Annotated in this window: 26 protein-coding genes; 14 read left to right on the top strand and 12 right to left on the bottom strand. The window is 63.4% G+C overall.

The window, feature by feature from the left end; genetic code table 11:
• Positions 1–43: 43 nt before the first annotated feature.
• From AAFO92_RS01655 to mdh, 3 genes are all read right to left on the bottom strand, one after another.
• Positions 44–577 carry a hypothetical protein gene (locus tag AAFO92_RS01655; RefSeq protein WP_347532780.1) on the bottom strand — a complete coding sequence of 178 codons (534 nt, stop codon included), beginning with the start codon at positions 575–577 and terminating at the stop codon, positions 44–46.
• The gene (sucC, locus tag AAFO92_RS01650; protein ID WP_347532779.1) at positions 577–1,770 is read right to left on the bottom strand and encodes an ADP-forming succinate--CoA ligase subunit beta; all 1,194 of its coding nucleotides are present in this window, start codon (positions 1,768–1,770) and stop codon (positions 577–579) included. The genes AAFO92_RS01655 and sucC overlap by 1 nt, the downstream gene beginning before the upstream one ends.
• A 433-nt stretch (positions 1,771–2,203) precedes the next feature.
• A complete protein-coding gene (gene mdh, locus AAFO92_RS01645; protein WP_347532778.1) occupies positions 2,204–3,166 on the bottom strand; it encodes a malate dehydrogenase in 963 nt (320 codons plus the stop codon).
• 169 nt (positions 3,167–3,335) lie between these two features.
• Here mdh and AAFO92_RS01640 point away from each other — a divergent pair, with 169 nt between their 5' ends.
• Positions 3,336–4,082, top strand: a complete 747-nt coding sequence (locus AAFO92_RS01640) for a sulfite exporter TauE/SafE family protein (protein WP_347533348.1) — start codon at positions 3,336–3,338, stop codon at positions 4,080–4,082.
• A 36-nt stretch (positions 4,083–4,118) separates the two neighbouring features.
• On the opposite strand, the gene AAFO92_RS01635 is transcribed toward AAFO92_RS01640, so the two are convergent.
• Positions 4,119–4,427, bottom strand: coding sequence for a hypothetical protein (locus AAFO92_RS01635; protein WP_347532777.1), 309 nt, complete (start codon positions 4,425–4,427; stop codon positions 4,119–4,121).
• Between the two features lie 209 nt (positions 4,428–4,636).
• Here AAFO92_RS01635 and AAFO92_RS01630 point away from each other — a divergent pair, with 209 nt between their 5' ends.
• Genes AAFO92_RS01630 through AAFO92_RS01615 form a run of 4 tightly spaced genes read left to right on the top strand, consistent with a single transcriptional unit; the run spans position 4,637 to position 7,294 of the window.
• The gene (locus AAFO92_RS01630; RefSeq protein WP_347532776.1) at positions 4,637–5,497 is read left to right on the top strand and encodes a CoA ester lyase; all 861 of its coding nucleotides are present in this window, start codon (positions 4,637–4,639) and stop codon (positions 5,495–5,497) included.
• A 5-nt stretch (positions 5,498–5,502) separates the two neighbouring features.
• Complete coding sequence (locus AAFO92_RS01625) at positions 5,503–6,060, top strand: NnrU family protein (RefSeq protein ID WP_347532774.1); 558 nt, start codon at positions 5,503–5,505, stop codon at positions 6,058–6,060.
• Entirely contained in the window at positions 6,057–6,260 is a 204-nt protein-coding gene (locus AAFO92_RS01620; protein WP_347532773.1) for a DUF1737 domain-containing protein, read from the top strand. Before AAFO92_RS01625 ends, AAFO92_RS01620 begins: the two co-directional genes overlap by 4 nt.
• 2 nt (positions 6,261–6,262) lie before the next feature.
• A complete protein-coding gene (locus AAFO92_RS01615) occupies positions 6,263–7,294 on the top strand; it encodes a MaoC family dehydratase (protein WP_347532772.1) in 1,032 nt (343 codons plus the stop codon).
• Between the two features lie 153 nt (positions 7,295–7,447).
• Here AAFO92_RS01615 and AAFO92_RS01610 read toward each other — a convergent pair whose 3' ends face one another.
• From AAFO92_RS01610 to AAFO92_RS01595, 4 genes are read right to left on the bottom strand one after another with little or no spacing between them, the layout of a single operon-like run.
• On the bottom strand, positions 7,448–8,137 hold the full coding sequence (locus tag AAFO92_RS01610; protein WP_347532770.1) for an ABC transporter ATP-binding protein: 690 nt from the start codon (positions 8,135–8,137) through the stop codon (positions 7,448–7,450).
• Positions 8,134–8,889: an ABC transporter ATP-binding protein gene (locus AAFO92_RS01605; RefSeq protein ID WP_347532768.1), complete on the bottom strand. Its 756-nt coding sequence runs from the start codon at positions 8,887–8,889 to the stop codon at positions 8,134–8,136. The genes AAFO92_RS01610 and AAFO92_RS01605 overlap by 4 nt, the downstream gene beginning before the upstream one ends.
• Positions 8,882–9,865, bottom strand: a complete 984-nt coding sequence (locus AAFO92_RS01600) for a branched-chain amino acid ABC transporter permease (protein ID WP_347532766.1) — start codon at positions 9,863–9,865, stop codon at positions 8,882–8,884. Before AAFO92_RS01600 ends, AAFO92_RS01605 begins: the two co-directional genes overlap by 8 nt.
• Positions 9,862–10,782 carry a branched-chain amino acid ABC transporter permease gene (locus AAFO92_RS01595; RefSeq protein WP_347532765.1) on the bottom strand — a complete coding sequence of 307 codons (921 nt, stop codon included), beginning with the start codon at positions 10,780–10,782 and terminating at the stop codon, positions 9,862–9,864. The genes AAFO92_RS01600 and AAFO92_RS01595 overlap by 4 nt, the downstream gene beginning before the upstream one ends.
• Positions 10,783–10,995: 213 nt before the next feature.
• Here AAFO92_RS01595 and trmD point away from each other — a divergent pair, with 213 nt between their 5' ends.
• Positions 10,996–11,790 carry a tRNA (guanosine(37)-N1)-methyltransferase TrmD gene (trmD, locus tag AAFO92_RS01590; protein WP_347532763.1) on the top strand — a complete coding sequence of 265 codons (795 nt, stop codon included), beginning with the start codon at positions 10,996–10,998 and terminating at the stop codon, positions 11,788–11,790.
• A 193-nt stretch (positions 11,791–11,983) separates the two neighbouring features.
• Here the strand turns inward: trmD and AAFO92_RS01585 are convergent, their stop codons facing one another.
• The gene (locus AAFO92_RS01585) at positions 11,984–13,222 is read right to left on the bottom strand and encodes a Zn-dependent hydrolase (protein WP_347532761.1); all 1,239 of its coding nucleotides are present in this window, start codon (positions 13,220–13,222) and stop codon (positions 11,984–11,986) included.
• Complete coding sequence (locus tag AAFO92_RS01580; RefSeq protein ID WP_347532759.1) at positions 13,215–13,880, bottom strand: DUF1028 domain-containing protein; 666 nt, start codon at positions 13,878–13,880, stop codon at positions 13,215–13,217. Before AAFO92_RS01580 ends, AAFO92_RS01585 begins: the two co-directional genes overlap by 8 nt.
• Before the next feature lie 100 nt (positions 13,881–13,980).
• On the opposite strand from AAFO92_RS01580, the gene AAFO92_RS01575 reads away from it, so the two are divergent.
• The 5 genes from AAFO92_RS01575 to AAFO92_RS01555 are packed head-to-tail and all read left to right on the top strand — an operon-like array spanning position 13,981 to position 20,118.
• Positions 13,981–15,561, top strand: coding sequence for an ABC transporter substrate-binding protein (locus tag AAFO92_RS01575; protein ID WP_347532757.1), 1,581 nt, complete (start codon positions 13,981–13,983; stop codon positions 15,559–15,561).
• Positions 15,562–15,619: 58 nt separating this feature from the next.
• Positions 15,620–16,567 (top strand): ABC transporter permease, encoded by a 948-nt coding sequence (locus tag AAFO92_RS01570; RefSeq protein WP_347532756.1) that lies wholly within the window; start codon positions 15,620–15,622, stop codon positions 16,565–16,567.
• Positions 16,564–18,429, top strand: coding sequence for a dipeptide/oligopeptide/nickel ABC transporter permease/ATP-binding protein (locus AAFO92_RS01565; RefSeq protein ID WP_347532755.1), 1,866 nt, complete (start codon positions 16,564–16,566; stop codon positions 18,427–18,429). Before AAFO92_RS01570 ends, AAFO92_RS01565 begins: the two co-directional genes overlap by 4 nt.
• Entirely contained in the window at positions 18,426–19,385 is a 960-nt protein-coding gene (locus tag AAFO92_RS01560) for an oligopeptide/dipeptide ABC transporter ATP-binding protein (protein WP_347533347.1), read from the top strand. The genes AAFO92_RS01565 and AAFO92_RS01560 overlap by 4 nt, the downstream gene beginning before the upstream one ends.
• On the top strand, positions 19,354–20,118 hold the full coding sequence (locus AAFO92_RS01555) for an FCD domain-containing protein (RefSeq protein ID WP_347532753.1): 765 nt from the start codon (positions 19,354–19,356) through the stop codon (positions 20,116–20,118). The genes AAFO92_RS01560 and AAFO92_RS01555 overlap by 32 nt, the downstream gene beginning before the upstream one ends.
• A gap of 136 nt (positions 20,119–20,254) precedes the next feature.
• Here the strand turns inward: AAFO92_RS01555 and AAFO92_RS01550 are convergent, their stop codons facing one another.
• Positions 20,255–20,914 (bottom strand): YggS family pyridoxal phosphate-dependent enzyme, encoded by a 660-nt coding sequence (locus tag AAFO92_RS01550; RefSeq protein WP_347532751.1) that lies wholly within the window; start codon positions 20,912–20,914, stop codon positions 20,255–20,257.
• A gap of 182 nt (positions 20,915–21,096) precedes the next feature.
• On the opposite strand from AAFO92_RS01550, the gene AAFO92_RS01545 reads away from it, so the two are divergent.
• Positions 21,097–21,591, top strand: coding sequence for a DUF3576 domain-containing protein (locus AAFO92_RS01545; RefSeq protein WP_347532749.1), 495 nt, complete (start codon positions 21,097–21,099; stop codon positions 21,589–21,591).
• A gap of 37 nt (positions 21,592–21,628) precedes the next feature.
• Here the strand turns inward: AAFO92_RS01545 and AAFO92_RS01540 are convergent, their stop codons facing one another.
• The gene (locus AAFO92_RS01540; protein WP_347532748.1) at positions 21,629–22,276 is read right to left on the bottom strand and encodes a carbonic anhydrase; all 648 of its coding nucleotides are present in this window, start codon (positions 22,274–22,276) and stop codon (positions 21,629–21,631) included.
• Positions 22,277–22,444: 168 nt separating this feature from the next.
• Here AAFO92_RS01540 and AAFO92_RS01535 point away from each other — a divergent pair, with 168 nt between their 5' ends.
• A complete protein-coding gene (locus AAFO92_RS01535) occupies positions 22,445–22,810 on the top strand; it encodes a hypothetical protein (protein ID WP_347532746.1) in 366 nt (121 codons plus the stop codon).
• A 67-nt stretch (positions 22,811–22,877) separates the two neighbouring features.
• Positions 22,878–24,257, top strand: coding sequence for a leucyl aminopeptidase family protein (locus AAFO92_RS01530; RefSeq protein ID WP_347532744.1), 1,380 nt, complete (start codon positions 22,878–22,880; stop codon positions 24,255–24,257).
• Positions 24,258–24,309: the final 52 nt, after the last annotated feature.

Below are 24,309 nucleotides of genomic sequence, written 5' to 3'. Positions count from 1 at the left end.
TGGTTCAGGTCCTTGCGCCCTGAGCGATTGCGGGTTGGCGGGGCTACATGACCACCATGATTTGCGAAGTTCCGTTGTCGACGCAGACAGGATCCTGCCCGGCGATACCACCGGAGACCCAGAGGATATCATCGCCAAGGACCACCCAGAAGCCAGAGCAGGATTCGTTTTGGCCTTCGGCACTGCCGATGAGGATGTTCTTACCGCCGAGATCGCCCTGAATCGGGCTTGCGCCCGGAAAGAGCGTTGTCGTGAGCGCCCAGGATTTTTGCATGGCCTCCTGCAGCGGGATCTCTTCGCTGGAAATGGCACAGAAACGTTCCAATGGCGTGGTGCGCAAAAGGACAGTCACGTCGGTGCCGGCTGGGGTGACGTACCAATGTAGCGTCTCGGTATCATCAATCTTCTCGGGCTGATGCTCAAACCCGGCAGCCACAAGCGAGGGCCCGATCTCCGCCGCATCTGCATAAGCGGCGGTACAGATCGTGTAGGCTTCCTCGAATTTGGCTTGCGAGGTATCCGCATGGGCCGCAGAACCGATCAGACCCAAGAACAGCAGTAAAAGCGAACTCCGCATCACCCCTTCACCGCTTTGACGATCTTTTGCGCACCGTCTTTCAGGTCATCCGCCGCGATCACGTCGACATCCGAATTGTTGATGATCTCCTTGCCCTTCTCCACGTTCGTGCCTTCCAGGCGCACGACAAGGGGCACCTGCAGGCCGACCTCTTTCACTGCGGCGACAACGCCCTCGGCAATCACGTCGCAGCGCATGATGCCGCCGAAGATGTTGACCAGGATGCCTTTGACGTTCGGGTCCGAGGTGATGATCTTGAACGCCTCGGTCACCTTCTCCTTGGTCGCGCCGCCGCCCACGTCAAGGAAGTTGGCGGGCTCGGCGCCGTAAAGCTTGATGATGTCCATCGTCGCCATCGCCAGGCCCGCACCGTTGACCATGCAACCGATCTCGCCATCCAGTGCGATGTAGTTCAGGTCGTATTTCGACGCTTCCAGTTCCTTCGGGTCCTCCTCGGTCACGTCGCGCAGCTCGGCAATGTCGGCATGGCGGTAGACCGCGTTACTGTCGAATCCCATCTTGGCATCCAGGCATTTCAGATCGCCCTTGTCGGTGGTGATCAGCGGATTGATTTCCAGCATCTCCATGTCCTTCTCCAGGAACATCTTGTAGAGAATGCCCATCAGCTTGACGCATTGCTTGACCTGCGCGCCCTCAAGGCCCAGCTGAAAGGCGATGCGGCGGCCGTGGAACGGCTGATAGCCGGTGGCCGGGTCGATGCTGAGGCTCAGGATCTTGTCAGGGGTCTTCTCGGCAACCTCTTCGATGTCCATCCCGCCCTCGGTCGAGCAGACGAAGCTGACACGGCTTGACTGGCGATCGACCAGCAGGGCCAGGTACATCTCGTTGTCGATGCCCGAGCCATCCTCGATATAGATCCGGTTGACCTGCTTGCCGGCAGGGCCGGTCTGTTTGGTCACCAGCGTGCGGCCCAGCATCCGCTTGGCCTCTTCCGCGGCTTCCTCGACCGATTTGGCCAGGCGTACACCGCCCTGGTCGCCCGCGCCGGGTTCCTTGAACTTGCCCTTGCCGCGCCCGCCCGCGTGGATCTGTGCCTTGACCACCCAGAGGGGGCCGTCCATCTCGCCGGCGGCAGTCTTGGCCTCTTCGGCGCGGAGAACGACACGGCCGTCCGACACCGGCGCGCCATAGGAGCGAAGCAGTGCCTTCGCCTGATACTCGTGGATGTTCATGAAAATATCCCGTTTAGCTGCGAATATTCCTGATATACCCACAAGCGCGACACGGGATTAAACCGTTTTCTGCCCAGACGCGGTGAATTGGCGGCATTTTCTCTCTTTTGTGATCACAGCGCCAAATCGTGTGATCACAAAAGTGAGATGATTGATATTGCCCCGAAAACAAAAAGAATCGTTTTAGCTGCCGCAACGCCGGAAGCCGTGGCGCATCTGTTTGCGACCCGGTCTGGACATCACCTGCGGAAAGCTGAAGTGGCGGCTGAAACGAACGTGGGAGGTGGCGAGGCAAGATGCGGTTTCATCCGCGCAAACCGGGCGGCACGGCAACGACGGCGTCGCGGCAACCGTTCGATACTTGCCGTGGATTCGGCCCCTCAAAGAAAAATGCGCGCCCGAAAGCGCGCATTCAGATGCCTCGGAAAAAGGTTCAGGCCAGCGAGTTGTCGATGCCCTTGCAAGCCTCAACCAGGCCTTTGACCGCGTCGACTGAATTGTCGAACATGGCCTGCTCGTCCTTGTTCAGCTTGATCTCGACGACTTTCTCGATGCCGCCCGCCCCGATGACGGTCGGGACGCCAACGTAAAAGCCTTTCAGCCCATAGGCGCCGTCCACGTGGGCCGCGCAAGGCAGCACGCGCTTCTGGTCCTTCAGATAGGCTTCGGCCATTTCGATGGCAGAGGTCGCCGGCGCGTAAAAGGCCGAGCCGGTTTTCAGCAGGCCGACGATTTCGGCGCCGCCATCGCGGGTGCGCTGTACGATCGCATCCATCTTCTCCTGCGTGGTCCAGCCCATCTTGACCAGGTCCGGCAACGGTATGCCCGCCACGGTGGAATACCGCGTCAGCGGCACCATCGTGTCGCCATGCCCGCCCAGAACGAAGGCCGTGACGTCACGCATCGACACGCCGAACTCCTCGCTCAGGAAATGGCGGAAACGGGCGCTGTCCAGCACGCCCGCCATGCCGCAGACCTTCTCATGCGGCAGGCCGGAGAATTCGCGCAGCGCCCAGACCATCGCATCCAGCGGGTTGGTGATGCAGATCACAAACGCGTTGGGCGCGTGATCGCGGATCCCCTCGCCCACGGATTTCATGACCTTGAGGTTGATGCCCAGCAGGTCATCGCGGCTCATCCCCGGTTTGCGCGGCACGCCAGCGGTGACGATGCACACATCCGCACCGGCAATATCCTCGTAGGATTGCGTGCCCGACAGGGCCGCGTCAAAGCCCTCGGACGGGCCGGATTCGGCGATGTCGAGCGCCTTGCCCTCGGGGATGCCTTCAGCAATGTCGAAAAGGACGACGTCACCCAGTTCCTTCAGAGCAGCAAGATGGGCAAGCGTGCCGCCAATCTGTCCTGCGCCGATCAGTGCGATCTTGGGTCTGGCCATTGGATTTGTCTCCGGTCGGTTGAAATTCGCCCACGGGCCTAGTCCTATTCCGCCTCATACGCAAGAGCGCCGCGCTGCGGCATGGCCAAGCACCTGGCTTGCCGGCTGTGCGCAAAGGGCGCTAAAGCCGTGGCAAAGCATATATTTAGCGCAAGGTGGCACGATGGAAATGGATCTGGGCATAATTGCCATCGGCGCGGCCGCTGCGATTTTCGCAGGGGTATCCAAGGGTGGATTCGGCTCAGGTGCCGCCTTCGCCAGCGCCTCGGTCCTGGCCCTGGTTCTGCCGCCCGCACAGGCACTGGGCATCATGCTGCCGCTGCTGATGGTGATAGATGCGGCCACGCTTCGGCCCTATTGGCGGCGCTGGTCCTGGCCCGAGGCACGGTTGCTGCTCTGGGGCGGGATACCCGGCACCGCCTTGGGCGCGGTGCTGTACACCATCGCGGATGCGGACCTGTTTCGGCTGCTGATCGGGGTGATATCGCTGGCCTTCGTGGGGTGGCATACGGGCACCCGCTCGGGGCTGTTCAAGCCGCGCCAGACGCCGCTGCCGGCTTGGGCCGGCCTGCTGGCCGGAACCGTTGCGGGTTTTACCAGTTTCGTCAGTCACGCAGGCGGCCCTGCCGCCGCCATCTACCTGTTGTCGCAACGAATCGACAAGACCCGGTTCCAGGCGACATCCGTGTTGCTCTTTGCCCTGCTGAACGTGGTAAAATTCGTGCCGTATGCCTGGCTGGGCATCTTCAGCGCGGACACGCTGAAGTTCGATCTTGTGCTCGCCCCCTTTGCACTGCTGGGGGCCTGGCTGGGCGTCAAGTCGCATCGGCTGGTGCCGGAACGCACCTTCTTTGCCATTACCTATGTCGCGCTGACCCTGACCGGGCTCAAGCTGATCTGGGACGCGCTGACCTGATGCGGGGCGCATCAGGGACAAGCGTCCGCCGCTGCCTCAGGCGTCGTTCCCTTCCGTCGGCAGAACCTCGGCCAGTTCCTCGAACGCCTGACCGCTGGCGACCAGGCAGGTCACGCCGCTGGGCGAGGTGACCGTAATCGTCCAGGAGCCCGAACTGTCCGAGGCGAACACCTCGACCACGGCGTTGTTGGCGCCCAGGCCCATGGATTGACGGGTCTCGCCGTACTTGCTGGCCAGGCGGTCAACAACCATTTCGCGCGGGGCGCAGTTGGCACCGGATTGGGCAAGCGCAGGACCGGCCATCAGAACCGCAATGGCGGTACAGATATTCATCGTCGTCTTCATCGTTACACCCTTTCTATGGTGGGTCCCTGCCGTTTTATGTGAACAAAGCATGCACAAGAACGTGTCAAAACAGGGTTAATCTTGAGGCCGTTTCCGAAATTTTCCGGCATATTCTGCGCTGCGGCGAAAAAATGCTTGAAGTTTTCAGGCGAAAAATGGCATCCCTGCGCAAGATTGTTGCGAGGAATCTGCGCAGAGGACCTCTGAAAATGGACGCCAGCACTCATCCCTATCGCTCGGTACTGTACATACCGGGGTCAAAAGAACGCGCCCTGGACAAGGCCCGCAGCCTGCCGTGCGACGCCATCATCTTCGATCTCGAAGACGCCGTCGCCCCCGACGCCAAGGACGAGGCGCGGCAGATGCTGGCCCAGGCGCTGCGCGACGGTGGCTACGGAAAACGCGCCAAGATCGTTCGGATCAACGCGCTGACCACCAAATGGGGGCTGGAGGACGTTCAGGTTCTGCGCGATGCCGGGGCCGATGCGATCCTGCTGCCCAAGGTCAATACCCGCTCGGATGTCGATAATCTGGCCGACCTGCTGGCGCCCGACACCCCGATCTGGACGATGATGGAAACCCCCGTCAGCGTATTCAACGCCCGCGATATCGCCGCCCATGGCCGGGTGACAGGCCTTGTGACCGGCACCAACGACCTGACCAAGGATCTGGGCAGCCGCTATCGCGCCGACCGCCTGCCGCTGATGAGCGCGCTACAGATGATCGTGATGGCTGCCCGCGCGGCGCGGATCGTGGCGATCGACGGCGTCTATAACCGCTTCCGAGAAGGCGACGGGCTCAAGGCCGAATGCGAACAGGGCCGCGACCTGGGCTTTGACGGCAAGACCCTGATCCATCCCGCGCAGATCGAGGTGACGAACACCGCCTTCGCGCCCACCTCATCCGAGATCGACCTGGCCGAACGCCAGATCGCTGCCTATCAGGAAAGCCAGGCCTCGGGGCTGGGCATCGCGGTGGTGGATGGGCAGATCGTCGAAAACCTGCATGTGGTCGCTGCCCAACGCACACTGGCAAAGGCCAATGCCATCGCCGAAATGGCCGCGGAGTAGCGATCATGACCCTTCTGATTCTCGGCCTGCTCCTGTGGATCGCCGCGCATGTCTTCAACCGGGTCGCACCCGAGGCGCGGGCAAAGCTGGGGCCAAAGGGCCGCGGCCCGATTGCCCTGTCCATCCTGGTCAGCATTGCCCTGATGGTGCTGGGCTATCGTGCGGCAGAATACCTGCCCGTCTACACGCCGGTTCCCGGTATCGGCCACCTGAACAACCTGCTGATGCTGGTGGCGGTCTTCTCCTTCGGCATCGGCAGCGCCAAGGGTGTTCTGGTGGACAAGATCCGCCACCCGATGCTGACCGGCATGGTGATCTTTGCCATCGCGCATCTGCTGGTCAACGGCGATCTGGCCTCGATCATCCTCTTTGGCGGGCTGGGCCTCTGGGCCGTGGCCGAGATGCTGATCATCAACCATACCGCGGGCACCTGGGAACGCCCTGCCCCCGGCACGATCAAGGGTGACCTCAAGAACGCCGTCATCACGCTGGTGATCTATGCCATCGTTACCGGCATCCATGTCTGGCTGGGCCACAATCCTTTCCTGGGAACCTACGCATGAAACTCTACCGCTTCCTCAGTGCCGATGACACCTCGGCCTTCTGCCACAAGGTCACCGACGCCCTGAACAAAGGTTGGGAACTGCACGGATCGCCCACCTATGCGTTCGATGCCGCCAATGGGGTCATGCGCTGCGGCCAGGCAGTGGTGAAAGAGGCCGAAGGGACCTATTCGCCCGAGATCAAGTTGGGAGAGCAGTGAAGATGGCCAAGACCAACCCAGGCCGGTTCTTTGAGGATTATACCGTCGGTGAAACGATCCACCACGCGGTACCGCGCACCGTCTCGGGCGGCGAACGCGCGCTTTATCACGCGCTCTACCCGGCCCGCCACGCGCTTTATTCCTCGGATGAATTCGCGCGATCCTGCGGCTTGCCCGCCAGCCCGCTGGACGACATCGCCGCGTTTCACGTGGTGTTCGGCAAGACCGTGCCCGACATCTCGCTCAACGCGCTGGCCAATCTTGGCTATGCCGAGGGGCGCTGGCTGAAACCGGTCTATCCGGGCGATACGCTCCATTCGACCTCCGAGGTGATCGGGGTCAAGCAGAACTCCAACGGCAAATCCGGCGTGGTCTGGGTCCGCACCCGCGGCCGCAACCAGCAAAACGAGGTCGTGCTGGACTATGTCCGCTGGGCGATGGTGCGCAAACGCGATATCGACGCCCCTGCGCCCGATCCGGTGATCCCGACGTTGAAACCCGCGCTCGACGCCGGTGATCTGGTGATTCCGCAGGGGCTCGACTTCACCAATTACGATTTTACCCTGGCCGGGGAACCGCATCGCTGGGGCGATTACCAGATCGGCGAAACGATTGACCATGTGGACGGCGTGACCGTCGAAGAGGCCGAGCACATGATGGCCACCCGCCTGTGGCAGAACACCGCCAAGGTGCATTTCGACACCGGCGCAAGACCCGACGGGCAACGGCTGATCTATGGCGGCCACGTGATTTCGATGGCCCGCACGCTCAGCTTCAACGGCCTCGCCAACGCCCAGATCGTTGCCGGGCTGAACGGCGGCACACATGCCAACCCGTGTTACGCGGGCGATACGATCAAGGCGTGGTCCGAAGTGCTGGATAAGGCCGAAACAACGGCCCCCGGTGTCGGCGCCCTGCGCCTGCGCCTTGTGGCCACCAAGGGCGGCGATCCGTTCAACCTCAAGGGGGAGGATGGCAGATACCTGCCCGAGGTAATGCTGGATCTGGATTACTGGGTGCTGATGCCGATCTAAACGCTCGATCCGCGGCGGCTGCGTTTCGGCGTAACGCAAGCCGGTTGAACTGCCCTGGCGCCGTCCTTCGCGCATCGGGCCAAGTTCCGCACGGGCTTCAATTTCGCGCGGCGGATCGGGGCGGTTGATACGCTGCCATTTATGCCCGCACGGTTAGACACCAAGATACCGGTCGGTCAGCTCGGGTGTCAGGTCGGCAAACGCGCCAGACCATTCCGAGCGGCCTTTTTCCAGGATCACGGCCTTGTCGGCAACCGTACCAAGTTCGGCCAGCGACTTGTCGATCACCAAGATGGCCATGCCCGTCTCGCGCTTCAGCCGGGCGATTGCAGCCCATATCTGTTGCCGGATCACCGGGGCCAGCCCCTCGGTCGCCTCATCCAGGATCAGCAGGCGCGGATTGGTCATCAGCGCGCGGCCGATCGCCAGCATCTGTTGCTCTCCGCCCGAAAGCGAGGCCGCGACTTGGTCCCGGCGCTCCGCCAGAGGCGGGAACAGCTCGGCCACCGTGGCGGCTATCCAATCGCCGGGGCGGGCGGCAGCAACCAGGTTTTCGTGAACCGTCAGATTGGTGAAACAGCGACGCCCCTCGGGCACCAGCCCGATACCCAGCCGCGCGGCCCGGAACGCGGGCAGCCCAGCCAGGTCCTGGCCGTCAAACACGATCTGACCGCCCGGATTCTTCAACAAGCGGCAGATGACCTTGACGGCGGTGGATTTCCCCATGCCGTTGCGCCCCATCAGGGCCATTACCTGCCCCGCCTCCAGCGACAGCGAGACATCGAATAGCGCCTGGGACGGCCCGTAGAACGCCGTCACACCGGAAAGCGACAACAGGCTCATGCCGCCCCCTCCTCGCCCAGATAGGCCTCGCGCACCTGGGGGTTTGCCCGGATCTGGTCGGCGGTGCCGGTGGCGATGATCCGGCCATAGACCAGCACGCTGATCCGGTCGGCCAGTGCAAAAACCGCATCCATGTCATGTTCGATCAGCAGGATCGGCGCCTGCGCGCGCAGCCCGTCGAGAAACCCGACCATCTGCGCCGTGCCCTCGGTGCCAAGCCCCGCCATCGGCTCGTCCATCAGGAAAACGCGGGGGTTCAGCGTCAGCGCCACCGCAACCTCGAGCTGGCGGCGCTGACCGTGGGACAGTTCGGCCGTGCGCATGTTACGCGCATCGCTCAGCCCCACCTGCGCCAGCGCCCGCTCGGCCACGTCGATCAACTCGGCATCCTTCATGACGCGGGTGAAAAAGCGAAACACATCGCCGCGGTGCCCCAATGCCCCCAGGACCACATTCTGCAGCACCGTATGATCCATCGCCAGCGAGGATATCTGGAACGTGCGCCCTATGCCCATCCGGGCGCGGGCGGCGGTGCCGAGGTGGGTCACATCCGCCCCACCCAGCAGAACACGACCACTGTCGGGGCGCAGCCCGCCCGCGATCTGCTGAATCAGCGTGGATTTCCCCGCTCCGTTCGGGCCGATCAGCGCATGTATCTCGCCCGGCCGCAGATCCAGCGTGATGTCCTTGCTGGCCACCAGCGCGCCAAAGCTCCTGGTAATTCCGTCCGTGGCAAGGATGGGGTCAGTCATCCGCCACCTCCCGCCCGGCCAGCAGGCCGATCAGCCCGCCCCGCGCAAAAAGGACGATGCCCAGCAGGATCGCCCCCAGATAGATGTGCCAGAACTCGCTGAGCCCCCCAAGCACATGCTCCAGCACGATAAACAGCGCCGCCCCGGCGACCGGCCCGAAAACGCGCCCGACACCGCCCAGAATGACAAACACCATGATCTCGCCCGAGGTCTGCCAGCTGAACATGGTGGGACTGACGAAGCGGTTGAGATCGGCAAACAGGGCACCTGCAAGCCCGGTGACCGCGCCCGAGATGGTGAAGGCCACCAGATAGAGCGTGAAAGGGCGTTGTCCGACGGCCTGCACCCGATCCTCGTTCTGGCGTGCCGCGCCGAGCGCCAACCCGAAGGGTGATTTCACGATCCGCGCCACCAGCCACAGCACCGCCAGCAAAAGCGCGTAGCAGGTCAGGAAGAACGTCATCGGGTCCATCATGTTGAGCCCTGCGAAAGAATTCCGCACGTAGATCGACAATCCGTCCTCGCCGCCATAGGCGGGCCAGCTGATGGCGAAGAAATAGAACATCTGCCCGAAGGCCAGCGTGATCATGATGAAATAGACACCCGTGGTGCGCAGTGACAAAGCGCCAATGCCCAGCGCGGCAACGGCGCTGGCAAACGTGGCGGTCAGCCAGATCACCGGCATGGATTTCGTGCCCTCGATCACCAGCGGCCACGTCATCAGCGGCGTGTAGCTCTGGGCGTGGGCGGCCAGGATGCCCATCGCATAGCCGCCGATCCCGAAAAAGGCGGCGTGACCCAGGCTGACCAGCCCGCCAAAACCCAGCGCAAGGTTCAGGCCCACGCCGGCGATGGCAAAGATCACCGCACGGGTGGCCAAGGTGATGATGAACGGCTCGTCCAGCATCAGCGCGGCCAAAGGCACTGCCAGCAGCAGGATCAGCAGCCCCGCGTTGAGAACGCCCTCACGGATCATGTCGCCGCTCCGAACAGGCCCCTGGGCCGGAAAATCAGCACCGCCGCCATCAGGATGTAGATTGACATCGAGGCCAGCGACGACCCTACCGTGGTTGCCGATGACGTATCCATGAACAGGCTGAACAACAGCGGCAGCAACGACCGGCCAAGCGTATCGGTCAGCCCGACAAGGATGGCGCCCACAAACGCACCCTTGATCGACCCGATCCCGCCGATGACGATCACGACAAATGCCAGGATCAGAACCGGCTCTCCCATGCCGACCTGTACCGATTGGATCGCGCCGATCAGCGCCCCTGCAAACCCTGCCAGCGCCGCGCCGAGGGCGAAGACCAGCGTATAGAGCCGGGCGATGTTGACGCCCAACGCGCCCACCATCTCGCGGTCATTCTCGCCCGCGCGGATCTGGATACCGATGCGTGTCCGGGCGATCATGGCAAAGAGGCCGATCGCCACGGCAAGGCCCACCAGGATGATCGCCAGCCGGTATTTCGGGTAGGTGATGCCGAACGGCAACTGCGTGCTGCCCGACAGCCAGGCGGGCGTGTCGAGATAGAGTGGAAACGAACCGAAAAGCCAGCGCGTGCCCTCGGAAAAGATCAGGATCAGCGCGAAGGTTGCCAGCACCTGGTCCAGATGGTCCCGGTCGTAGAGCCGGCGCATCACCGTCATCTCGACAACGACGCCCGCGATGGCGGCGGCGGCAAGACTTGCCATCAGCGCCAACAGGAAAGAACCCGTCGCCGCCGCGGTCGCCGCCGCCGCGAAAGCGCCCACCATATAGAGCGAACCATGCGCCAGGTTGATAAGCCCCATGACGCCGAAAACCAGCGTCAGCCCCGCCGCCATCAGGAACAGCATCACACCGAACTGAAGGCCGTTCAGGATCTGCTCGATCAATAGGAAAAGGGGCATTTAGGTCCGTCCGAAGTCTTGTCGCGCGGGCCTGTTCCCTGGGGGACCGGCGGAACGCCCGCGCTGTATAGCGTGTTAACCGATGGCGAGGGAATGGGCGATTTTCGCAACCGGCGCGGAACGCCGCGGAAACCGCGCTGTTCGCCGGCACCAGCGTTCTGGCCGTCGCTCCGGACTTGTCAGCGACGCGCGCGGGCGATAAGCCCCGGCCCCATGACCGACAAGAACCGATCCCACGGGCGCAAATCCATCCGCGCCACGCTCTCGCCGCGCGAGCTGATGACCCCGACGCCCACGCTCAGCGGTGCCTGGGCCGCCCGGATCATCACGCTCTTTCCACAGGCTTTCCCGGGGGTGCTGGGCGAAAGCCTTACCGGCAAGGCGCTGAATGACGGCTTGTGGACGCTCGAGACGATCGAGCTGCGGAGCTTTGGCGAGGGTCGCCACCGCAATGTTGATGACACCCCCGCCGGAGGCGGCGCGGGCATGGTCCTGCGTGCCGATGTGGTCGGCCGGGCGATTGATGCCGCGCAGGCTGCCGCGCCCGAGGGTGCGCCGGTGATCTATCTCAGCCCGCGCGGCGAGCTCTTTACACAGGCGATGGCCCGCAGCTGGGCGGCGCTTCCCGGCATCACCATGCTGTGCGGCCGGTTCGAGGGCGTCGATCAGCGCGTGCTGGATCACTATGACGTGCAGGAGGTGTCGCTGGGCGATTTCGTCCTGACCGGCGGCGAGATTGCGGCGCAGGCGATGATCGACGCCACCGTGCGCCTGTTGCCCGGCGTTCTGGGCAATGCGGAAAGCGCCGAGGAGGAAAGCCATAGCAGCGGGCTGCTGGAACACCCGCACTTCACCCGCCCGGCAGAATGGATGGGCCGCACCATTCCTGACGTGCTGACCTCGGGCGATCACGGCAAGGTCGCGCGCTGGCGGCGCGAGATGTCGGAAGAGCTGACCCGGAAACGCCGCCCGGACCTGTGGGCCCGCCGAAGCGACAAGACCCGCTGACACTCAACCGCATCCGGATTGCCGAAATTCGGTGTCGCATTCCCGCTTTCCGGGGCAATGCAGTCATTCGGGCGATTCGTCCAACTGTCACGCAAAGGGGCTCTTGCCGGATGCTGGTGCGGTGCGATGGTCGGGCCAGTGTGAAGGCTTCTGCTGACCCCAAGTGCGGCATCGCATCCAGGGCAGAATGAAATCAACCCGGACTGCCAACATCCTGCCCGATAGATTTCAGGAACGTTGAAAGAGCGGAAATGGCCAGTGCCATGTCTTCGGAGGATGCAAATTCTTCGGGTTTGTGGCTTACGCCATTGCGGCACCGGACAAACAGCATTGCGATCGGGCACAAGTCCGCCATCGCCGAGGCATCATGGGTCGCGCCCGAGGGCAGGGCCGGGCAGCCCGCCCCGGCCTGTTTTGCAGCCCATGAAAGTCGGCGGGACAGATCCTGGTTGCAGGGCTGTGCCGGTTGGGCGTAGGTCCGCGCGGCGTCGATTGTCAGTGACCGTTGCGTTGCCACTTGCCGGGCAAAGTCATGAAGCGCGTTGCCAGCCTTACTGCGGATATTGTCGTCGGGCGAGCGGAACTCGGCCGTCAGCCTGACGGCTCGCGGCACCGCATTGACCACGTTCGGCTCGACGGTCAGGGCGCCGACAGTGGCGCGCAGATCAGCGGTCTGCTGCCCCAACCTGTCAACTTCTGAAACGATCGCCGCCGCCCCGACAAGCGCGTCGCGCCGCCCCATCATGGGCAAGGTCCCGGCATGCCCGGTTTCGCCGGTCACAATGATCTGGTGCCGCTCGATGCCGCAGATCGCGGTGACCACTCCAAGGGCCTCCCCCTCGCGCTCAAGATGGGGGCCCTGCTCGATATGGGTTTCGAGAAAACCAAGTACATCGCCGGGATCACGGCGGAGCGCACCGATCCCGGCGGGGTCAAGCCCGAACGATGTCATGGCATCGCGCAATGCGGTCCCCTGATCGTCGCGCATGTCCAGAACGGACGGATCGAAGGTGCCTGCCAGGGCCCGTGACCCGATCAGGGCGGTGGGAAAGCGCACGCCTTCTTCATCGGCAAAGGCCAGCACGTCGACGGCAAAGGGCAGCTCGGCGCCCTCCTCCCGCAGTTTCTCCAGGGCCAGGATGGGCAGCACCACCCCCATGATCCCGTCATAGGCGCCACCTTCGCGCACCGAATCCTGGTGCGACCCCAGAAGGAAGGTCTTGCATCCCGCCGGTCCTTCGCGCCGCCCGACAAGAGTGCAGGCGGCATCCAGTGTTACCGTGAGCCCTGCGTTTTCCATCGCCGCGCGCAGAACATCAAGCGCCGCGCGATGTTCCGGCGTGAACGGCAGGCGGGTCACACCCGGTCCCGGCTCTGAACAGGCGGCGAGGTCGTTCAGCAGCGCCGCGGCACGTTGACCCCAATCAGTCAAGGATACGTTCCCTGTCATTCAGCACCGGCACCTGTTCGGTCCATCTGGCATAATCCCCGGATGTCGCCCTGCCATGCAGATCAACCAGTGCGTCGACCGGGTCTTGGGGGTGATGGTCGATCCGCAGGGTCAATGGCGGCCTGTCCGGGCGCAGTACCAGAAGCGCCGCGGATAACAGGCCGCGAAAATCACCCCCTTCGCAGACCGCAGCCTGTAGCGCTGCCAGCAAGCGGTGGTCGAAGCCGCCCTCGGCGGACGCAAACCGACTGGCCATCGCATCCAGAACGCTGGTCCGGGCCAGCATGTTCCCCGAGACGATGCCACCCACGAAAGTGAGGTCGCCCTTTTCAGGTTCGTTCGATGTGCCAGTGAAGGCGCCCGACTGCCCGTTCAGGTCAAGCGCGGTCAGTTGACGGTATTCGCGGCCCTTGTCACCGGCGGTGACCTTTCGGACAGCCTGTGCCGCGTTGCTGCCCTTGCGCATCTCGGCAAGCGCCGCCTCACCCCAGAACGTCGACGGGGCCGCGCCCTGGCTGGCCGACATGCCCGCCCGCAGATCACCGCGCAAGACCCATCCGCCGACGCACAGCGAACCGGTCGCCGCTGCACCCCCGATGGCGCCGGTCTTGGAATCGCGTGCAAGAATCGAAAAGGTCATGTCTCACCTTAGCTGGGTAATCGGTATTTATCATGATAAATTGACGATTGCAATTTATCATGATAAATAGGCGCCAGAACATCAACAGGGAGAACAAGAGATGACGTTACTAACCTGGACCCGCAGGGGCCTCTTGGCTGCTGTTGCCGGAACGGCCGTCACCGTTGCCGGCATCGCCGGCCCGGCGTCCGCGCAGACCCCGCCCGGCGTGCTGATCGTCGGCCAGATCGCCGAACCGAAATCACTCGATCCCGCTGCCGTGACCGCGGTGAACGATTTCCGGATTTTGGTGAATATTTACGAAGGGTTGACCCGCTACAAATCCGGCACGCTCGAGGTCGAACCCTCGCTTGCCACCGATTGGTCGATCAGCGACGACGGCACGGTATATACCTTCACCCTGCGCGAGGGCGTGAGCTTCCACGACGGGACGCCATTCAACGCTGAGGCGGTGAAGTTCAATTTCGACCGGATGCTGGATGAGAACCACCCCTATCACGATACCGGCCCGTTCCCTCTGTCATTCTTCTTCGGCGCGGTGAAAGCAACCGATGTCATCGATGACAGGACGGTGCAATTCACCCTCAACGCGCCCTATGCGCCGTTTCTGTCGAACCTCGCCTATCCGACCGGCCTGATTGTCTCGCCCGCCGCGGTCGAGGCCAATGGCAAGGATTTCGGCCGCAATCCGGTGGGCACCGGCCCGTTCAAGTTTGCCGAATGGCGTTCGAACGAGGCCGTGGTCGTTGAACGCAATGGCGATTACTGGGGCGATCCCGCCGGCACCGAAGCGGTGGTATTCCGCCCGATCACCGATGCCAACACCCGCGTGGCCGAGATGCTGGCCGGCGGTATCGACCTGATGGTCGAGGTGCCGCCGACATCGCTGGGCCAGTTCGAGGGGGATGGTTTTTCGGTTGCCGAACAAGCGGGGCCACATGTCTGGTTCCTGATCCTGAACGCCAAGGAAGGCCCCTTTGCCGACAAGAAGGTGCGCCAGGCCGCCAATTACGCGATCAACAAGGAAGCGATCGTGAACGATGTGCTTGAAGGCACCGCCACCGTCGCGGCGGGTCCGACCCCGCCCGCTTTTGCCTGGGCCTATAACAAGACGCTGGATCCCTACCCCTATGACCCGGAAAAGGCCAAGGCGCTGATTGCTGAGGCCGGTGCCGAAGGTGCGGAGCTGACTTTCTACGTGACCGAAGGCGGCTCGGGCATGCTTGATCCGGTGCCGATGGGCACTGCCATTCAGGCCGATCTCGAGGCTGTGGGCTTTGACGTCAAGATCGAAACCTATGAGTGGAACACCTTCCTGGGTGAGGTGAACCCCGGACTGGAAGGCAAGGCTGACATGGCCGAAATGGCCTGGATGACCAACGACCCCGATACGTTGCCCTATTTGGCGCTGCGCTCGCAGGCCTGGCCCGATCAGGGCGGCTTCAATTCAGGCTATTATGCCAATGACAAGGTCGATGAGCTGCTCGAAGCCGCCCGCACGGCCACCGATCAGGACGAACGCGCGAAACTATACCGCGAGATGCAGGCCATCGTTCAGGAAGACGCGCCCTGGGTCTTCGTCGCAAACTGGAAACAGAACGCGGTGACAAGCGACCGGGTGGAAAACTTCGGACTTGAACCCTCGTTCCTGTTGCATCTGCAGGGTGTCGTGAAAAACTGAGGCAAGAGGCCCCTGGCCGGTTCGAACGCCGGCCCGGGGCAAACTCGAAGAGGGCACGATGGGCGGCTATATCCTGAAACGGCTGATCTCGGCCATCCCGGTTCTGCTGGGGATCACCATCATCGTGTTCCTGATCATGTCGCTTATTCCCGGCGATCCGGCGACCGCGATCCTGGGCTCGTATGCAACGCCGGAAAACGTGGCAAAGCTGAACCGCGACCTGGGCCTGGACAAGCCGATGGTGCAGCGTTACTTCATCTGGCTTTCCAACATGTTGACCGGCGATTTCGGCCGATCCTTTTCGCTCAACCGGCCGGTCATCGACGAGGTGCTGGAAAGGTTCAGTGCCACGCTCGTCCTGGCCGGTACGGCCTTTGTGCTCTGTTCGATACTGGGCATCCTCGCGGGCGTCGTCTCGGCCGCGCGGCAGTACGGGCTGGCCGACAAGGCCATCACCTTCATCGTGCTGATCGGCATCTCGGTGCCGTCTTTCTTCCTTGGTATGATGATGATCCTCCTGTTTGCCGTGAACCTCAAATGGCTACCGGTTTCGGGCATGTTCGCGATCTATGGCGGCGGTGATCTGCCGGACCTGATCAACCACCTGATCATGCCCGCGCTGGCACTGGCCGCCGTCGCGACGGGTGTCATCGCAAGGCTCTCGCGCTCGGCCATGCTCGAAGTGCTGCGGCAGGATTTCATCCGCACGGCCCGCGCCAAGGGTGTACCGGAACGGCGCGTGATCATGGGCCATGCCCTGCGCGCCGCGATGGTTTCGATCATTCCCATTCTCGGCATCCAGGCGGGGTTTGTGCTCTCGGGCGCGGTCTATATCGAGATCGTGTTCCAATGGCCCGGCGTGGGCCGGATGCTGGTTGATGCCATTCTCAAGCGTGACCTGCTGCTGGTTCAGGGCGGGGTTGTGTTCGTTGCCGCCTGCTACGTGCTGTTCAACATCGCCGTCGATGTCGCACAAAGCCTGCTTGACCCGAGGATCAAGACATGAGCGCCTTTCTGAAACTGCTGTTCCGGAACCGGCTGGCGGCGATGGGCGCGGTCGTGCTGGCCGTGATCCTGATCCTCGTGCTGATCACGCCGCTCTTGCCGTTGCAGAACCCCGACACGACCGCCACGGCGGACCGGTTCCAGAAGCCATTCAGCGAAGGGCATCTGCTGGGCACCGACCATCTGGGCCGCGACCTTCTCAGCCGCCTGCTGCACGGCACCCGCCTGTCGCTGGCCGTGGGGGTCGCCGCGGCGCTGATCGCCGCCACCATCGGCTCGGCCATCGGCATTATCGCCGGCTATTTCGGCGGGCGCATCGACAACGTGATCATGCGCGGCGTCGACATGCTGATGGCGTTTCCGTATATCCTGCTGGCGCTGGCCATCGTCGCCGCACTTGGCCCCGGCCTGTTGAACGCACTGATCGCAGTGGCCGCCGTCAACGTGCCCTTCTTCGCGCGCAACATCCGCGGCATCACCGTGGGCCTTGCAGGACGCGAATTCATCGACGCGGCCCGGCTGGCGGGCATGGGCCATACGCGGATCATCCTGACCGAGCTTCTGCCCAATGTCCTGCCGGTCATCATCATCGCCATGTCCACGACCGTCGGCTGGATGATCCTTGAAACCGCCGGGCTCAGCTTTCTCGGCCTTGGCTCTCAGCCCCCGCAGGCCGATCTGGGCTCGATGCTGGGCGAGGCGCGCTCGGCGCTGATCTCGCACCCGCATACCTCGGTCGTTCCGGGGATCATGATCTTCCTCATCGTCATGTCGATCAACCTGCTGGGTGACGGGGTGCGCGATGCGCTCGACCCGCGCCTACGCTCGGGTGCGCTCAGCCGCCCGCTGCCCACCACGCTGGTCGACCGCAAGGGCGACATTCCCGCTGCCACCGATGATCTGCTGGCGATCCAGAACCTCGAAACCCAGTTCCACGTAGGCAAACGCATCTACCGCGCGGTGGGTGGCGTGTCGCTCGCCGTGAAACCGGGCGAATGCCTCGGCGTGATCGGCGAGTCAGGCTCGGGCAAATCGGTGACCGCACTCAGCGTCATGGGGCTGGTCGCCTCGCCCCCCGGCGTCATCACCGGCGGCGCGGTCCAGTTCCAGGGCGAGGACCTGATCGGCGCGCGCTACGAGACGCTGCGCCGCAAACGCGGCGACCGGGTGGCCTATATCTTTCAGGATCCGCTTTCCACCCTGCACCCGCTCTACCGTATCGGGCGGCAGCTTGCCGAGGCGATCCAGTCGCATCACAGGGTCTCGAACGCCGAGGCGCACGCACGTGCGGTTCAGCTTCTGAAGGATGTCCGTATCCCAAACGCTGAAAGCCGCGTCGATAATTTCCCGCACGAGATGTCCGGCGGCATGCGCCAGCGCGTCGGCATCGCCATGGCGCTGGCGAACGAACCGGACGTGATCATCGCGGACGAACCCACCACGGCGCTCGACGTGACTGTGCAGGCACAGATCCTGTCGCTGCTCGACGACCTGCGCCGCGACCGCGGCTTGGCGATCATCTTCATCACCCATGATTTCGGCGTGGTGGCCCAGTTGTGTGACCGGGTGGCGGTGATGTATGCGGGCCGGATCGTCGAAGAAGGACCGACGCAGGCGGTGCTCGACGCCCCGGCCCACCCTTATACCAAGCGCCTGATCGCCTGCGTACCCGAGCTGGGCGGCGGGCGGCGGGAACTGGCCGCCATTCCAGGCCTGCCTCCGGTGGTCGATGATCTGCCACCGGGTTGTGCCTTTGCCCCGCGCTGCGACAAGGCGCAGGCAGCCTGCCGGACAGACGAGGTTGCGTTGAAAGGCGCCGCGCCGCGCGCGGTGCGCTGTCTCTATCCCGAGGAGGCCGTCTGATGTCTGCGCTCAAGGTCGACAACCTCGCCAAGACCTTTCCGCTGAAAAAGCCGCTTTTCGGGCCGGCGCCGCCCGGAGTACGCGCCGTCCGGCCCATGAGTTTCGAGGTGCCGACCGGAGAAACACTGGGCGTTGTCGGCGAATCCGGCTGCGGCAAATCAACGCTGGCGCGCATGCTGGTCGGATTACTGGAACCGACCGAGGGCACGATCGAGATCGGAGGCCGCGCGCTCGACAATGCCGACCCGGCGGAGTTCGGCAAGCTGATCCAGTACGTGTTTCAGGATCCGCAAAGCAGCCTGAACCCGCGCAAGACCATCCGGCAGATCATGGAAGCCCCGCTGAAGCGGCTGCACAACCTGTCCAGGCCCGCGCGCGATGAGCGCATTGCCGAGATATTCGCGTCGGTCAACCTGCGCGAGGAGTTCCTCGACCGCTACCCGCACGAGTTTTCCGGAGGCCAGGCACAGCGCATCGGCATCGCCAGGGCGCTGGCCGCCAGCCCGCGCATCATCATTCTGGATGAACCGGTCTCGGCGCTGGATGTGTCGGTACAGGCACAGGTGCTTAACCTGTTGGCCGAGCTCAAGACCCGGTTCGGCCTGACTTACCTTTTCATCACGCATGATCTGGCGGTGGTCGAGGCGGTCAGCGACCGCATCATCGTGCTCTATTTCGGCGCGGTCGTGGAAATCGGCAAGGCCGAGAGCATCTTTGCAAAGCCCCGGCATCCCTATACAAATCTTCTGGCCAACAGTGCGCCGGTGGTCGGGAGGCCGCTTACCGCGCCCGAGCAGAAAGGGTCCGAACTGCCCGATCCGCTGAACCCGCCGCCGGGCTGTGCCTTTGCCGGACGCTGCCCGCGCGCCACCGATTTGTGCCGCACGGAAGTGCCGACGCTGAAGCATATGGGAGAAGACCAGCTTGCCGCCTGCCACCACCCGCTCGAAGACTGAGGTCAAGCTCAGCCGGCCGGTTCAGGTCGCCGAGGCGATCAAGGATTGGGTTGTCGAGCGCGGCTTGCAGGCCGGCGACCGCCTGCCCGGCGAGGCCGAACTGATCGAGCGGTTCGGCATGGCCAAGGGCACGATCCGAGAGGCGATGCGGGTGCTTGAGGCACAGGGCCTGATCAAGACCCGCACCGGCCCTGGCGGCGGCAGTTTCGTGCACGAGGTCAGTCGCCAGCGCGCCAAGGCGCTGCTGGGAAATTATTTCTATTTCAAGGATCTGACCATCGGTGACATCTACCAGCTGCGCCTGACCCTTGAACCCGAACTGGCGGCAGGGCTGGCGGGCAAGCTGCCCGAGGATGTGCTGCAGTTGCTGGACGAAAACATCGCGGAATATTCCGAACCGGCTTCGACGCTTGACGAAGAGCGCGAACAGCATGTGGCATCGCTTCGGTTCCATGCCATCCTTGCGGAACAGGCGAAGAATCCGCTGCTCGGGTTCGTCATCGACTTCATGGTCAACCTTCTGACCGATCTGACCGTCTATCGACGCCTCTATTCACCGCCCAATATCGAGCTCTGGAAACAGGGCCGGGACCACCAGCAGAGGCTTGTGGTAGCGCTCCGGGACGGCGACGCCGATCAGGCCCGTGCCATCATGTCCGATCACATGGAAACGGCATGGGCGTTGATGCGCCAGCAGGAGGTTGAGATGCAAAGCCGCTTCATCTCGGAATAGAATTCATTGATGCCCTGAGTTACCCAACGCACGGAACGACGTGTGGTCATCGTTTCCAGGCATGTCGGATGTAAATGTGGCGCTGGCCGATCATCCGCGATGCCGCAGTTGCCAGGTGGGGCTCGCAGCCGCCAATTTACTTGCCGCCGTAATCCCGCGCGCCGAAGATGGCGCTGCCGACCCGGATATGGGTCGCACCAAGGGCGATGGCGCTTTCGAAGTCACTGCTCATGCCCATTGACAGACCGCTCAGCCCGTTGCGTTCGGCGATCTTGGCCAGAAGTGCAAAATGCAGGCTGGGTTCTTCGTCGATCGGGGGGATGCACATCAGACCCTGAACCGGCAGCCCAAGGGTCCGGCACTCGGCCACGAACGCGTCGGCCTCGGCCGGCATTACACCCGCCTTCTGTTCTTCTTCGCCGGTATTGACCTGCAAGAAGACATCCGGGCAATGGCCGGTTTCATCGGCAAGCCTCGCGATGGTCCGGGCCAGTTTCGGACGGTCCACGGAATGGATGGTCTGAAACAGTTCGAATGCCTGCCGGGCCTTGTTGGTCTGCAGCGGTCCGATCAGATGCAGCTCTATCCCGTCGTAGTCTTCGCGAAACGCCGGCCATTTCCCTGCCGCCTCCTGCACCCTGTTTTCGCCGAAGCAACGGTGGCCTGCGTCCAGAACCGCGCGAACACGCTCATCCGGCTGCACCTTGGACACGGCGATCAAGGTCACGCTGCCCGGTTCTCGACCGGCCTCTTTTTCGGCTTTGCGGATACGCGCTGTGATGTCGGGAAGGCTCAAACTGGGGCTCCGGCTTTGGCGACGAACGGGCTGATACAGGGATAGACCGGCAACCGCCGGGGATGCAAACTGTCTTTGCAGTGTGCAGGCATTGCGCCCGGATCGCGCGCGGTGCAGCAAACACCTTGCCCCACTGTCCCGCGTTGGATAGTAGGGTTAGGGAAACAGTTCCGGATGGTAAGATGATCCACTTGCGTATGCAGAAAATTGGCCTGGCTCTGACCTGTGCCCTGATGGTCGCGTCCTGCGGCAGCCTGAGAGATACCTTCGGGAACACGACCGCACCGGACCCCCGGGTCAAATCCGGGCGCGAGGCAAAGGGGCCGGAACGTGTCGGCAACGGAACGTCGCTGTTCGATGCGTTCAGTGGCAGCAAGGCAGAAGTCAAGGTAAACCGATTCCTGTGGACCGCTTCGCTGGATGTTCTCAGCTTTCTTCCGGTGCAGACCGCCGATCCGTTTACCGGTGTGATCTCAACAGGGTACGGGCGTCCGCCGGGCGGCGGGCAGGCCTATCGCGCGACCGTCCTGATCAGCGATCCGGCACTTGATGCGCGGTCGCTCAAGGTGGCCCTGCAAACGCAACGCGGCCCGGTCAGCAACGCCACGCAACGCGCGGTCGAGGACGCGATCCTGGCGCGGGCCCGGCAATTGCGGATCGACGCCGGCCGGTTCTGATCCTGGCATCGTGTGCCTGTCCGGCGCCGTCCGTGCCTCAGATCGGCACGAACCTGTTGGTTTCGCGGCTGAACTGTTCGATTCCACCTTCGCCGATGTCGTGCCACAGCCCGTGAAGGGTCAGGTGGCCGCTTTCGACCGCGGATTTGACGAACGGGAAGGTCATCAGGTTTTCCAGTGACACCAGAACCGCCTCTTTCTCCAGCGCGGCGGTACGTTCGGCCGGATCCTTGATATCCTTGACGCGCTCGTAACCGGGGCGCAGGATATCCATCCAGCGGCCGACAAAGGAAGACTTCTGTTCCAGCTCGGGGGCGGCGCCCGAGCACATGTCGTGACAGCCCTTGACGCCGCCGCAGTTTGAATGCCCGAGCACGATCAGATGCGCCACCTTGAGTGCCGTCACCGCATATTCCACCGCCGCCGAGGTGCCGTGCTGTGCGCCATCGGTCTCGTAGGGCGGCACAAGGTTGGCAATGTTGCGATGCAGGAAGAATTCACCCTGATCGGCGCCGAATACCGATGTGACATGCACCCGGCTGTCACAACAGGAGATCACCATAGCGCGGGGATGCTGACCCTCGGCAAGGCGGCGGTACCAGGCCTGGTTCTCGGCATAGGTTGTCGCCTTCCAGCCGTGGTAACGCTGGACAAGGTAATTGGGCAACGGTCGTGCGTGTTCCATCTGTTATTCCCCGCTTCGGCAAATCACTTCTGCGCTAGTTAGTAGAAATTCTAGAAGAATTCGAGAGAGAATTACGCAGCCCTTCAACGTTTTGGGAACCCCATTCGCGGCAGAGTCAGGCAGCTTTGGGGCGGTGAAACGTAAGGTGAGACTGTGGAACAGGTAACTATGCTGAGACAAGACGAGACGGTCAGGGTCAATCCCGACCGGCTTGAGGAGCTCTATCACCAGTTGGGTGAATCCGGCGCCGAGGACGTCGTTTGCCGCGCACTGGAAGAACTGGCCGCGCGCCTGTCGCATACCGAGCGGTGCTTTCGCGAAATGCGCCATCACGACATGCGCAAGAGCGCGCGCAGCCTGGTCGCCATCGCCGAGCAGATCGGCATGTCGCTATTGGCCCGGGTCGCTCTGGATGTGACGACCTGCATTGACGCGGGCGACAAGACCGCACTGGCGGCGACGATGGCACGGCTGCTGCGGATCGGTGAGCGGTCGCTGACCCAGATCTGGGATCTTCAGGACCTGTCGATTTGACCACTTGCAGGCGGCGCGCAGACCGATAGGCTGGGATCAGATCTGACCCGGCAAGAAGGCCCGCACGATGCCCCTGCAATTTGCACCTGACAACACGGACGCAATTCCGCTGCACGTGATTGAGGCGGACATGCTGAAGGGCTGGCTGGGCTCGCAATCGGCCCCGGTTGCCGCCTGGGTCGGGGCCGCGGGATTTACCGGCGCGCTTGGGTCAACACTGCTTGTCCCGGACCGGGATGGCGGGATCGCGATGGCGCTTGCCGGTTATGGTGACGGCGCGGCGCGGGCGCGCGGTCGCTTTCACCTGGCAGGTGTCGCGCAGGCCCTGCCCGAGGGCACCTATCGGCTGGAAGGGCCTGCCCCGGACCGGTTGGACGAAGAGGCGCTTGGCTGGTTGCTGTCGGCCTATGCGTTCGACCGTTACAAGGATCAGAAACCGGCCAGCGCCCGGCTGGTTGCGCCAGAAGGGGTAGAGGCCGCGCGGCTTGAAATTATCGCCGCGGGCGAGGCGCTGACACGCGACCTGATCAATACCCCGGCGGCAGATATGGGACCGGATCAGCTTGAAGCGGCCTGTCGCGATCTGGCCGGACAGCATGGCGCCGAAATCAACGTCATCACCGGTGCGGCGCTGCTGGAGCAGAATTTCCCGATGATACACGCTGTCGGTCGCGCCGCCGCGCAGGCACCGCGCCTGATCGACATGGCCTGGGGTGCGGACGGCCCGGCGCTGACGCTGGTCGGAAAAGGGGTCTGTTTCGATACTGGCGGGCTGAACCTGAAACCGGGCTCCAGCATGGGGCTGATGAAAAAGGATATGGGCGGGGCGGCGACGGTGCTGGGCCTGGCGCATATGATCATGGGGCTGGGGCTCAAGCTGCGCCTCAGGGTGCTGATCCCGGCGGTGGAAAACGCGGTCGGCGGCAATGCCTTCCGGCCCGGTGACATCCTGACCGCGCGCAATGGCAAGACGGTCGAGATCAACAATACCGATGCCGAAGGACGGCTGGTGCTGGCCGACGCGCTGTCGCTTGGCGCCGAAGCCGCGCCGGACCTGATGATCTCGATGGCGACGCTGACCGGCGCGGCGCGGGTTGCGGTGGGGCCGGATCTGGCGCCCTATTACACCGACGACGATGCGATGGCGGCGGCGCTGGATGGGGCGGCGGCCAAGGTGGCCGATCCGGTCTGGCGGATGCCGTTCCACACGCCCTACGAGGCAATGATCGAACCCGGCATCGCCGATCTGGACAATGCGCCCAAGGGCGGGTTTGCAGGATCGATCACCGCCGCCTTGTTCCTGCGCCGCTTCGCGGACAAGGTGCCCTATACCCATTTCGACATCTATGGCTGGAACCCGACCGCCGCCCCGGCCCGCCCCAAGGGCGGCGTCGGCATGGGGGCGCGGGCAATATTGGAAGCATTGCCGGAGGTGCTGCGACGATGAACGACCCCCGGACATTATTTGCAAGAAAATCAATCGCGCACAGCTCGCTCAA

Origin of the sequence: Roseovarius sp. CAU 1744 (assembly GCF_039839345.1) — a bacterium.
GTDB lineage: Bacteria > Pseudomonadota > Alphaproteobacteria > Rhodobacterales > Rhodobacteraceae > Roseovarius.
Note: the sequence above shows the minus strand (reverse complement) of the source record. Positions and strands in the feature narration are given on the sequence as shown.